The sequence below is a fragment of the Aeromicrobium sp. CFBP 8757 genome (assembly GCF_014841755.1).
Lineage (GTDB): Bacteria > Actinomycetota > Actinomycetes > Propionibacteriales > Nocardioidaceae > Aeromicrobium.
On sequence record NZ_JACYUM010000005.1, the window covers coordinates 12595 to 24626 of the forward strand.

The 12032-nt window shown below is 67.7% G+C and carries 9 protein-coding genes and 2 rRNA genes; all 11 read left to right on the forward strand.

Annotated elements, in window-relative coordinates; all coding sequences use genetic code 11:
* Positions 1-280: 280 nt before the first annotated feature.
* The 11 genes from IFT73_RS14180 to IFT73_RS14230 all read left to right on the forward strand — a co-directional run bounded on the left by IFT73_RS14180 (position 281) and on the right by IFT73_RS14230 (position 11975).
* Positions 281-3383: ribosomal RNA gene (locus IFT73_RS14180) — 23S ribosomal RNA — on the forward strand.
* A 133-nt stretch (positions 3384-3516) separates the two neighbouring features.
* Positions 3517-3633, forward strand: a 5S ribosomal RNA gene (gene rrf, locus IFT73_RS14185).
* Positions 3634-3743: 110 nt separating this feature from the next.
* Positions 3744-4721 (forward strand): tetratricopeptide repeat protein, encoded by a 978-nt coding sequence (locus tag IFT73_RS19070; RefSeq protein ID WP_192168195.1) that lies wholly within the window; start codon positions 3744-3746, stop codon positions 4719-4721.
* 73 nt (positions 4722-4794) lie between these two features.
* On the forward strand, positions 4795-5142 hold the full coding sequence (locus tag IFT73_RS14195) for a single-stranded DNA-binding protein (protein ID WP_192168196.1): 348 nt from the start codon (positions 4795-4797) through the stop codon (positions 5140-5142).
* Positions 5139-6143 (forward strand): HAD-IIA family hydrolase, encoded by a 1005-nt coding sequence (locus tag IFT73_RS14200; protein ID WP_192168197.1) that lies wholly within the window; start codon positions 5139-5141, stop codon positions 6141-6143. Before IFT73_RS14195 ends, IFT73_RS14200 begins: the two co-directional genes overlap by 4 nt.
* Positions 6140-6373 carry a hypothetical protein gene (locus IFT73_RS14205; RefSeq protein WP_192168198.1) on the forward strand — a complete coding sequence of 78 codons (234 nt, stop codon included), beginning with the start codon at positions 6140-6142 and terminating at the stop codon, positions 6371-6373. The genes IFT73_RS14200 and IFT73_RS14205 overlap by 4 nt, the downstream gene beginning before the upstream one ends.
* Positions 6370-7224, forward strand: a complete 855-nt coding sequence (locus IFT73_RS14210; RefSeq protein WP_192168199.1) for a TlyA family RNA methyltransferase — start codon at positions 6370-6372, stop codon at positions 7222-7224. Before IFT73_RS14205 ends, IFT73_RS14210 begins: the two co-directional genes overlap by 4 nt.
* Complete coding sequence (locus tag IFT73_RS14215) at positions 7221-8138, forward strand: NAD kinase (RefSeq protein ID WP_056609707.1); 918 nt, start codon at positions 7221-7223, stop codon at positions 8136-8138. Before IFT73_RS14210 ends, IFT73_RS14215 begins: the two co-directional genes overlap by 4 nt.
* Complete coding sequence (gene recN / locus IFT73_RS14220) at positions 8135-9844, forward strand: DNA repair protein RecN (protein ID WP_371811285.1); 1710 nt, start codon at positions 8135-8137, stop codon at positions 9842-9844. Before IFT73_RS14215 ends, recN begins: the two co-directional genes overlap by 4 nt.
* 83 nt (positions 9845-9927) lie before the next feature.
* Positions 9928-11103 carry a putative cytokinetic ring protein SteA gene (steA, locus tag IFT73_RS14225; RefSeq protein WP_056609705.1) on the forward strand — a complete coding sequence of 392 codons (1176 nt, stop codon included), beginning with the start codon at positions 9928-9930 and terminating at the stop codon, positions 11101-11103.
* On the forward strand, positions 11100-11975 hold the full coding sequence (locus tag IFT73_RS14230) for a copper transporter (protein WP_192168200.1): 876 nt from the start codon (positions 11100-11102) through the stop codon (positions 11973-11975). The genes steA and IFT73_RS14230 overlap by 4 nt, the downstream gene beginning before the upstream one ends.
* Positions 11976-12032 lie beyond the last annotated feature (57 nt).

The window sequence follows — 12032 nt, forward strand, 5'->3', positions numbered from 1 at the left end:
GCTCACTAGTGGATCGTCGATTATTTGGCTTGATGGATGCTTCCAGCGTCAGTACTTCCCTTCGGGGAGTGGAACCTTGCTGGGTGGGTGTTCATTGAATCAGGCACACTGTTGGGTCCTGAGGGATCAGTCCGCGAGGGTTGGTTTCTCGGACCACATATCCCCATGAACCATTCGGGTTCGTTTCCTTTGGGAGGCGGTTCGGGTAGGCGTGGGACTTGTATGTGGGACCGATCGTATTTTGAGAACTTCACAGTGGACGCGAGCATCTTTGTAGTAACAACAAGCTACTAAGTGCACATGGTGGATGCCTTGGCATCGAGAGCCGATGAAGGACGTTGGAGTCTGCGAAAAGCCCCGGGAAGGTGACAACCGACCTGTGATCCGGGGATGTCCGAATGGGGAAACCCACCTGGAGTAAAGTCCAGGTACCTCTGTCTGAACACATAGGGCAGTAGGAGGGAACGTGGGGAAGTGAAACATCTCAGTACCCACAGGAAGAGAAAACAACAGTGATTCCGGTAGTAGTGGCGAGCGAAACTGGAAGAGGCTAAACCTAGACGATGTGATAGCCGGCAGGCGTTGTCGTTTGGGTGTTGTGGGGCCGCATGGCCTGGTCTGCCGACCTGGCAAAGAGTCATAAACCATGAGTGAAGTGAAAGCCGACTGGAAAGTCGCGGCATAGAGGGTGATACCCCCGTACACGTAAGCTCATGGCTCTTTTGCGTTACCCCGAGTAACACCGAACCCCTGAAATTCGGTGTGAATCTGGCGGGACCACCCGTTAAGCCTAAATACTCCTCGATGACCGATAGCGGACTAGTACCGTGAGGGAAAGGTGAAAAGTACCCCGGGAGGGGAGTGAAATAGTACCTGAAACCATGTGCATACAATCCGTTGGAGCTCGTCCTTGTGACGGGTGACAGCGTGCCTTTTGAAGAATGAGCCTGCGAGTTAGCGTTCTGTAGCGAGGTTAAGGCGTTGAGCCGTAGCCGTAGCGAAAGCGAGTCCGAATAGGGCGACCATAGTTGCAGGATCTAGACCCGAAGCGGAGTGATCTATCCATGGCCAGGTTGAAGCGCGGGTAAGACCGCGTGGAGGACCGAACCCACCTAGGTTAAAAACTGGGGGGATGAGCTGTGGATAGGGGTGAAAGGCCAATCAAACTCCGTGATAGCTGGTTCTCCCCGAAATGCATTTAGGTGCAGCGTTGCGTGTTTCTTGTCGGAGGTAGAGCACTGGATGGGCTAGGGGGCCTACAAGCTTACTGAACTCAGCCAAACTCCGAATGCCGATAAGTGAGAGCGCAGCAGTGAGACAGTGGGGGATAAGCTCCATTGTCGAGAGGGAAACAGCCCAGACCATCAGCTAAGGTCCCAAAGCGATAACTAAGTGGAAAAGGATGTGGAGTCGCAGAGACAACCAGGAGGTTGGCTTAGAAGCAGCCACCCTTGAAAGAGTGCGTAATAGCTCACTGGTCAAGTAATTCCGCGCCGACAATTTAGCGGGGCTCAAGTTATCCACCGAAGCTATGGGATTCATGCAATAGCCAGGCCTTCGTGGTCCAGGCGTATGGATCGGTAGGGGAGCGTCGTGTGGCCAGCGAAGCGGCGGAGTGATCCAGCCGTGGAGGCTACACGAGTGAGAATGCAGGCATGAGTAGCGAATGAGGAGTGAGAAACTCCTCCACCGAATGACCAAGGGTTCCAGGGTCAAGCTAATCTTCCCTGGGTAAGTCGGGACCTAAGGCGAGGCCGACAGGCGTAGTCGATGGACAACGGGCTGATATTCCCGTACCGGCATTAGATCGCCCATGCTGAACCCAGAAATGCTAAGTGCCCAAATCTGGCGGGACTCTTCGGAGCGATGCCAGTGCTGCGCATGACCCGATCTGGTAGTAGGCAAGCAATGGTGTGACGCAGGAAGGTAGCTCATCCCGGGCGATGGTTGTCCCGGGCTAAGGATGTAGGGCGAATGATAGGCAAATCCGTCATTCACATAGCCTGAGATCTGATGGGGAGACGTTTTAGTCGAAGTGAGTGATCCTATGCTGCCGAGAAAAGCATCTAGCGAGATCTAGAGCCGCCCGTACCCCAAACCGACTCAGGTGGTCAGGTAGAGAATACTAAGGTGATCGAGTGAACCATGGTTAAGGAACTCGGCAAAATGCCCCCGTAACTTCGGGAGAAGGGGGGCCCGATTCGTTATCACACTTGCTGTGAGAAGCGTTGACGGCCGCAGAGACCAGGCCCAAGCGACTGTTTACTAAAAACACAGGTCCGTGCTAAGTCGAAAGACGCCGTATACGGACTGACTCCTGCCCGGTGCTGGAAGGTTAAGGGGACGTGTCAGCGCAAGCGAAGCACAGAACTTAAGCCCCAGTAAACGGCGGTGGTAACTATAACCATCCTAAGGTAGCGAAATTCCTTGTCGGGTAAGTTCCGACCTGCACGAATGGAGTAACGACTTGGGCGCTGTCTCAACCATGGACTCGGCGAAATTGCACTACGAGTAAAGATGCTCGTTACGCGCGGCAGGACGGAAAGACCCCGGGACCTTTACTATAGTTTGGTATTGGTGTTTGGTTCAGTTTGTGTAGGATAGGTGGGAGACTGTGAAGCATTCACGCCAGTGAGTGTGGAGTCATCGTTGAAATACCACTCTGGCTGTACTAGATATCTAACCTAGGTCCATTATCTGGATCAGGGACAGTGCCTGATGGGTAGTTTAACTGGGGCGGTTGCCTCCTAAAATGTAACGGAGGCGCTCAAAGGTTCCCTCAGCCTGGTTGGCAATCAGGTTTCGAGTGTAAGTGCACAAGGGAGCTTGACTGTGAGAGTGACAGCTCGAGCAGGGACGAAAGTCGGAACTAGTGATCCGGCGCTGGCAAGTGGAAGCGGCGTCGCTCAACGGATAAAAGGTACCCCGGGGATAACAGGCTGATCTTCCCCAAGAGTCCATATCGACGGGATGGTTTGGCACCTCGATGTCGGCTCGTCGCATCCTGGGGCCGTAGCAGGTCCCAAGGGTTGGGCTGTTCGCCCATTAAAGCGGCACGCGAGCTGGGTTTAGAACGTCGTGAGACAGTTCGGTCCCTATCCGCCGCGCGCGTAGGAAACTTGAGAAAATCTGTCCCTAGTACGAGAGGACCGGGATGGACGAACCTCTGGTGTGCCAGTTGTTCTGCCAAGAGCACTGCTGGTTAGCTACGTTCGGAAGCGATAACCGCTGAAAGCATCTAAGCGGGAAGCGTGTTTCAAGATGAGGTTTCCCACTGGTTTACCAGGTAAGGCCCCCAGCAGACCACTGGGTTGATAGGCCGGAGGTGGAAGCACAGCAATGTGTGGAGCCGACCGGTACTAATAGGCCGAGGGCTTGTTTCTTACAAAGTTTGCACTACCGCGTCCACTGTGAGGTTCCCGAGATATGATCGGGAACCACCCCCACCAATACACCCCGGGTTCATCGGAACCACACGGGGCGTGGGGGAAGGTTTAACTGATATCTCCATAGAGTTTCGGCGACCATGGCGAGAGGGAAATACCCGGCAACATTCCGAACCCGGAAGTCAAGCCTCTCAGCGCCGATGGTACTGCACTGGAGACGGTGTGGGAGAGTAGGACGTCGCCGGACAATCATTAGCGCGAGGCCGCCCCCCAGGGGCGGCCTCGCTGCATTTCCCCACCAGATGGGGGCCACCTACGATGGTGGCACTTCAAGAGTTTCGATGGAAGGAACGACTCATGGCAGAGTCGAGAGGTCCGCGCCGCGAGGGCGGACAGGGTTCGTCCAAGGGCGGCTCAGGCCGCGGTGCCGCGGGAGCTGGTCGTGGTGGCAAGCCCGCCGGCCAGGGAGGCCGCGACCGACGAGGCAGCGGTGACGCTCCCCGGGGCGCCTCCAAGTCGTCGGACCGTCGCGACGGCAAGCCGGCTCCGGCCCGCCGCGACGGCAAGCCCCAGACACCGCGTCGCGATGGCAAGCCGTACGAGGCCCGTCGCGACCGTCGTCAGGAGGAGGGCGACCGCACCGCGGCCCAGAAGATCTACGACGGACCGCCGATCCCCGACGACGTCAGCGCCAACGACCTCGACAAGCACGCTCGCCAGGCCCTCCAGAGCCTGCCCGAGAAGCTCGCCGACAAGGTGGCCCGTCACCTCGTGATGGCCGGCATGCTGATCTCGGAGGATCCCGAGACGGCGCACAAGCACGCACTCGCGGCGCGCGCCCGGGCCACCCGTACGGGTCTGGTGCGCGAGGCGTGTGGCGAGACGGCCTACGCCTGCGGCAAGTGGGCCGAGGCGCTGTCGGAGTTCCGTGCCGCGCGGCGCATGACGGGTGGATACATCTACGCCCCGATGATGGCCGACTGCGAGCGCGCCCTGAAGCGTCCCGACAAGGCGATCGCCTACGACACCACCGAGATCCGGTCGCAGCTCGACGACGCGGGCCAGATCGAGCTGTCGATCGTCGTGGCCGGTGCCCGTCGCGACCAGGGTCAGCACGACGCCGCGATCCGCCTGCTCGAGACCGAGCCGCTGCACACCAAGGGTCGCGGCGAATGGGTGCCCCGCCTGCGGTACGCCTACGCCGACTCCCTGCTGGCCGCGGGCCGTCGCGACGAGGCGATCGAGTGGTTCCACCGCACGGTGGCGGTCGACGGCAACAAGACGACCGACGCCGAGGAGCGCCTGGCCGACCTCGACCAGCGTCCACAGGCCTGACCGGCACGGTCTCTCGTCCACAGAGGCACGATGACGATGCCCCTCACCGTCCGGTGGGGGGCATCGTCATGTCATGACCGATGACAACAACCGCGTACACCTGGTCGGCCGGATCTCCGCCGACCCCGAGACACGACAGCTGCCGAGCGGCGACGAGCTCGTGACGTTCCGCCTCGTCGTGAGGCGCGGGCCCGCCGCCCGCAAGCGCTCCAAGCAGGTCGTCGACACGATCGAGTGCACCGTCTGGAGGGCGGCGCTGCGCCGGTCGGTGTCGCGCCTCACCGCCGGCACCGAGGTCGAGGTCGACGGACAGCTGCGCCGACGGTTCACCAGCGGGGGAGGTGGGGTCGCGAGCTGGGTCAGCGTCGAGGTCGACGCGTGCCGGCGCGCGACGACCACGGCGGTAGCCTCGGGTCCATGACCTTGGGCTCGACGACACGATCGCTCAGCACGTCCTACGACCTGGCGATGCTCGACCTGGACGGCGTCGTCTACCGGGGCGCCGACGCGATCGCGGGGGCCGCGGAGGCGCTCGTCGCGGCGCGCGGCGAGGGTCTGCGGCTGGCGTACATCACCAACAACGCCTCCCGCACGGCCGACACGGTCGCCCAGAAGCTGCGGGACATGCGCATGCCCGACGTGAGCGACGACGACGTCGTGACGTCCGCGCAGGCCGTCGCGCACCTGATGGCCGATGCCCTGCCCGCCGGTGCGGCCGTGCTGGTCGTCGGCGGCGAGGGGCTCACGGTCCCGCTCGAGCAGCGGGGACTGCGGTGCGTCACGTCGCTCGACGACGGTCCCGTCGCGGTCGTGCAGGGCTTCCACGCCGACATCGGCTGGCACGACCTGGCCGAGGCGGCGTACGCGATCCAGTCGGGTCTGCCCTGGTACGCCAGCAACACCGACATGACCGTCCCGACCGCCCGCGGCATCGCCCCGGGCAACGGCTCGCTGGTCCAGGCCGTGCGCACCGCGACCGGGGCCGAGCCGATCGTCGCGGGCAAGCCCGAGCGTGCCCTGTTCGACGAGACGATCGCCCGCGTGGGCGGCACCCACCCGCTGATGGTCGGCGACCGCCTCGACACCGACATCGACGGTGCGATCGCCGCGGGCATCGACAGCCTCGCGGTGCTGACGGGCGTGAGCTCGTTGCAGGAGATCGCCGACGCCGACCCCGGTCACCGGCCGACCTTCGTCTCGCACGACCTGAGGGGGCTCGCCGAGCAGCACCCCGAGGTGATGGTGGAGGGAGGACGCGCCCGGTGCGGTGACGCGTCGGTCGAGGTCCGCGACGGTGTCGTCGAGGTCGAGGAGGGCCAGGCGTCGTCGACGACGCTGCTGCGTGCCGCCGTCGGTCTGGCGTGGCACGTGCACGATCGCTCCGCCGCCCGTGTGCGCCTGGGTGGGACACTGGTCGCATGAGCCAGCCGCACGATGATCTCGACGTGCCCGACCGCGACGTCACGGGGCACGACCTCCCCGCGGCGCCGACGACCGGTCATGCCGCGATCGACGAGGCGCTCGAGCGCCTGAGCCGCATCGACGACCTCGACCTCTCGCTGCACCCCGAGGAGTTCGACGCCGTCCACGGCGCGCTGCGCGAGTCGCTCGCCAACGCCGGGCGCGACGGGGTCGCTCCCGAGTCCGCATGAGCAGACGCCTGCGGCTCGACGCCGAGCTGGTGCGCCGTGGTCTGGCCCGGTCACGCGAGCACGCGAGCTCGCTGATCGACGAGGGGCTGGTCAAGGTCGCCGGATCCGTCGCGACCAAGGCCGCGACGGGCGTGACGACCGACCAGGCGATCGTGGTGCGCGAGAGCAACGAGCCGACCTATGCCTCACGCGGCGCGCACAAGCTGCTCGGCGCCCTGTCGGTCTTCGAGCCGATGGGCCTGGAGGTCTCAGGACGCCGTTGCCTGGACGCCGGCGCGTCGACCGGCGGGTTCACCGACGTGCTGCTGCGCAAGGGCGCACGTGAGGTGGCTGCCGTCGACGTCGGCTACGGCCAGCTCGTGTGGGCCCTGCAGTCGGACGAGCGGGTGCACGTCTTCGACCGCACCAACATCCGCCACCTCGAGGCCTCCGACATCGGCGGCCCCGTGCAGCTGATCGTCTCCGATCTGTCGTTCATCTCCCTTACGGTGGTGATGCCGGCACTCACGCGGGTGTGCGAGCCGAGTCCGGAGGGCGACATCGTGCTGATGATCAAGCCGCAGTTCGAGGTCGGCAGGAGCAACCTCGGCAAGAACGGTGTGGTCCGCGATCCCGAGCTGCATGCCGACGCCGTGCACCGGGTCTGCCGGTCCGCGCACGACCTGGGCTGGGGCACCCGTGCGCTCGCGCCGAGCCCGCTGCCGGGCCCGGCCGGCAACGTCGAGTACTTCTGCTGGTTGCGCTCCGACGCCGAGGCCCCGAGCCTGCAGGCGGCGCACGACGTCGTGGCCGCCGGTCCGTTGACCACGGCCGCGGCCACGGTGCCCACCGGCGACGGGGACGACCGATGAGGACCGTGCTGCTCGCCGTCCACGAGGGACGCGACGAGGCCGTCAAGGTCGCGGCGGCCTTCGCCGCCGACCTGCGCGCCGAGGGCATCGGCGTCTGCGTGCTCGAGCCCGAGGCCGAGGCGCTGCTGGCCGCAGGGGTCGAGGGCGCCGACGTCGTCGCGTCGCGTCCCGGTGCCGCCGACGGGTGCGAGCTCGCGGTCGTGTTCGGCGGCGACGGCACGATCCTGCGCGCGGCCGAGCTGTGCCGCGGCACCGGCACCCCGCTGCTCGGGGTCAACCTGGGGCACGTGGGCTTCCTGGCCGAGGCCGACGTCGACGACATGCAGGACGTCGTCCGGGTCGTCGTCGACCGCACCTACACGGTCGAGGACCGGCTCACGGTCGACGTCTCGGTCACGGTCGGCGGCGAGGTCGTGGCCACCAACTGGGCCCTCAACGAGGCCTCGGTCGAGAAGGCGGCCCGCGAGCGCATGCTCGAGGTCGTCGTCGAGATCGACGACCGCCCCGTGTCGCGATGGGGCTGCGACGGGATCGTGTGCGCGACCCCGACCGGATCGACGGCCTACAACTTCAGCGCCGGCGGCCCGATCGTGTGGCCCGAGGTGCAGGCGCTCCTGATGGTGCCGATCAGTGCGCACGCGCTGTTCGCCCGCCCCCTGGTCGTCTCGCCCGACTCGACGCTCGCGATCGAGGTCGTGGGCGAGCAGTCGCGCGGCGTGCTGTGGTGCGACGGACGCCGGGCCGCCGAGCTGCCCGTGGGCTCGCGGGTCGAGGTGGTCAAGGGGCGCGAGACCGTCCGTCTGGCGCGCCTGCACCCCGCCTCGTTCGCCGACCGGCTCGTCCGCAAGTTCGACCTGCCGGTCGCCGGCTGGCGCGGGGTCGCCGAACGACGCTGGGAGGGACAGGCGCCGTGACGTCCGAGCGCACGATCTGGCAGCAGCTGACCCTGCGGGGGCTGGGTGTCATCGACTCCGCCGAGCTCGAGCTGTCGGAGGGGTTCACCGTCATCACGGGCGAGACCGGAGCCGGCAAGACCATGGTCGTCACGGCGCTGGGTCTCCTGCGGGGCGACCGCGCCGACCCCGGGCTCGTCCGGCGCGGCGCCGACCAGGCCCGCGTCGAGGCCACGATCGGTGTCCGGGCGGGCGCGGCCGCGGCCGACGCGGTCGAGAACGCGGGGGGCCGCATCGACGACGACGTCGTGATCCTGGGGCGCATCCTGTCGGCCCAGGGTCGATCGCGCGCCGTCGCGGGCGGCGCCACCGTGCCGGCCGCGCTGCTGTCCGAGGTCACCGACGAGCTCGTCGCGGTGCACGGCCAGTCCGACCAGCACCGGCTGCTGCGGGCCGCCGAGCAGCGCGCCGCCCTCGACCGGTTCGCCGGCGAGCCGTTCGCGGCGGCCGCGGCGGCCTACGCCCCCGTCCATGCGCGGTGGCGCGCCGTCGAGCGCCGTCTCGACGAGCTGCGCACGCACGCCCAGGAGCGGGCCCGTGAGCTCGACGTGCTGCGGTTCGGCCTCGACGAGGTCGAGACCGTCGACCCGCAGGCCGGCGAGGACGAGGAGCTCAAGGCCGAGGAGGGCGTGCTGGCCCACGCCGAGTCGCTGGCGCGCGCCGCCGACCTCGCGCACGGGCTGCTGGTCGGCGACGCCGGGCCGACCGCGGCACGCACGCAGATCGCCGAGGCGTCCGCCCACCTGCAGGACGCCGCCGGGCACGACCCCGTGCTCGACGCGCTGACCGAGCGGGTGCTCGAGGTCGGCATCCTGATCGACGAGGTCGGGGCCGACCTCGGTGCGTACTCCGGCGGGGTCGACCTCGACCCCGAGCGGCTCGCGGCCCTGCAGGACCGCCGGGCGGCGCTCGCAGCCCTGCAGCGCAAGTACGGCCCGACGCTCGACGACGTCCTGGCGTGGGCCGAGGCGAGCGCCGCCCGTCTGGGCGAGCTCGGCAACGACGACGAGGCCGTCGCCTCGCTGGTCGCCGAGCAGCAGACCCTGGTGCCCGAGGTCCGCCGGCTGGCTGCCGAGATGTCGCGGCTGCGCACCGAGGCGGCCGTGCGGCTCGGCGAGCTGGTCGACGTCGAGCTCGCCCAGCTGTCGATGCCGTCGGCCCACCTCGAGGCGTCCGTCACGACGTCCGTCGACGCGACACCCGGGCCGCACGGCGTCGACGACGTCGAGCTGCTGTTCTCCGCCAACAGCGGCATGGGCCTACGGCCGCTCCACAAGGGGGCCAGCGGGGGCGAGCTGTCGCGGCTCATGCTGGCGCTCGAGGTCGTCCTGGCCGACCGCACGACCGTCCCGACCCTGGTCTTCGACGAGGTCGACGCCGGCATCGGCGGCAAGGCCGCGGTCGAGGTGGGTCGCCGTCTGGCGCGGCTCGCACAGCACGCGCAGGTCATCGCGGTGACCCACCTGCCGCAGGTGGCGGCGTTCGCCGACCACCACTTCGTGGTGTCCAAGGACGACGACGGCACCGTCACGAGCAGCTCGGTCTCCGAGGTCGCCGAGTCGGGCCGCGTCGACGAGCTCGCCCGCATGCTGGCCGGCCAGGAGGAGTCGGCGGCGGCCCAGGCCCACGCCCGCGAGCTGCTCGACCTCGCCCGGCAGGGCTCCTGAGCCGTTCCTGAATCCTTCGGTTTCCCGCGACACGCCGCTTCCGCTCCCCGCTCAGCCGTGCCCAGCGGGAAGCATGGACCCCGATGGCCATCAGGAGACGCAAGACAGCACCGCCCCCGGACGCGGAAGGGGTCGTCGGAACGGTCCGGCTCGCCCGGCGCGACGCCGACCTCGACGCGCTGACCCCGGGTGAGGTCGCGCTCGTCGAGCAGCCCGACCTCGACGCCCGGCAGGCGCAGACCATGATCGACCAGCGGGTCGCGGTCGTGCTCAATGCCGCCCGGTCGACGTCCGGCCGCGCGCCGAACACGGGTCCGCAGCTGCTCGCGAAGGCGGGCATCGTGCTGATCGACGTCACGAGCGAGGACGTGTGGACCCGGCTCAAGAGCGGCGACCAGGTCCGGGTCGCGGGCGGGCTGGTGTTCCGCGACGAGATGGTGGTGGCCAGCGGCGTCGAGCTCGACGAGGAGCGCACCGCGAGCGACCTGAAGGCCGCCCGCGACGGCCTGGCCACGCGGCTCGACTCGCTCGCCGCCAACGCCACCGACCACATCCACCGCGAGCACGCGATGCTGATGTCGGGCGCCCAGGTGCCCCGGCTGCGGACGCCCCTGAAGGGCCGTCCGGTCGTCGTGGTGTCGAACGCGTACGACGACGCCGCCGACCTCAAGCACCTGCGCCGCTGGATCCGCGACCACGACCCCGTCCTGATCGGCGCGGGCCCCGGCGCCGACGTGCTGCTGCGGGCCGGCCTGACGCCCGGGATCGTCGTCGGCGCGCTCGACAACATCTCCGACGCCGCGATCAAGAAGGCCGGCGAGGTCGTCGTCACGACACCGTCCGGCATGGTCGACGGGCCCGAGCGCCTCGAGCGCCACGGCATGGAGATCGTGACCTTCGTGTCGACGGGCTCCGACGACGACCTGGCGATCCTGCTGGCCGACACCAACGACGCGGCCGTCATCGTGCACGTCGGCGCACCCAGCTCGCTGGCCAAGCTCATGGAGCAGCCGCCCGCCGAGTCGGCCCGCATGTTCGTGGCGCGCCTGCGCGCCGGGGCCAAGATCGTCGACGCCAAGGCCGTCCACCACTTCTCGTCACGTCGGCACGCCGTGTGGCCCGTCCTGCTGCTGCTGATCGCCGGCGTCGCCGCCGTCGCGGTCGCGGTCGGCATCACCCCCGTGGGTCAGGACTGGTTCGACACCATCGGTGACCGGTCGACCGACCTCGCCGCCTGGATCAAAGGACTCTTCACGTGATCACGTTCCGCTACCACCTCGTCTCCGTCGCCGCGATCCTCATCGCCCTGGCCGCCGGCATCGCCCTCGGGTCGGGTCCGCTCGACGAGGCCGGCGACTCGCTGCGCGGCACCGGCACGTCGACCGCGACCGATCCTGCTGTCGCCTCGTTCGAGGCGGGCTTCGCGGGCCGCACCGCGGACGGCCTGCTGGAGGACCGCCTCAAGGGCCAGTCGGTCGTCGTCATGACGGTCCCCGGTGCGAGCCAGGGCGAGGTCGGCGGCATCGTCAGCGACCTGCAGCTCGCGGGTGCCGAGGTGACGGGCCAGGTCGAGCTGTCGAGCAAGGTGCTCGACGCCGCCGACCGCCAGTTCGCCGAGGGCGTGGCCCAGCAGTCGGCCGCGGGTGACCCCGGTGTCAGCGGTGCCTCCGACAGCTACGGACGCATCGGGGCGGCGCTCGCGCGGGCGTACCTCGCCGACGAGACCACCGCGACCGACCAGACGGCCACCGCGATCCGCTCGGCCTTCACCGAGGGCGACCTGATCAGCGCGGACGACCAGCCGGCCAACCTCGCGACGCTGGCCGTCGTCGTCGCGGGCCCGGAGCGGGCCGGCACGGCCGATCGCAGCACGGTCGTCGCGGCACTGGCCGGTGCCATGAACGAGACGGGCAAGGGTGTCGTCGTGGCCGGTCCCGCGTCGTCCAGCACCGACGGGGGAGCGGTCAAGGCGGTGCGCGACGGTGCGTTCGCGGCGTCCGTGTCGACCGTCGACGTCACGGACTCGGCGGCCGGTCGCATCGTGACGGTCATGGCCGTGGCCTCGCAGGCCGGCGGACAGCCCGGCGCCTGGGGCACCTCGCGCAGCAGTGGCGGCGCGCTGCCGCAGTGATCGCGGCCCGTCGAGGGTGTCGTTGGCCCCGACGGGTGTTTCGTTGGTAGGCTGGAA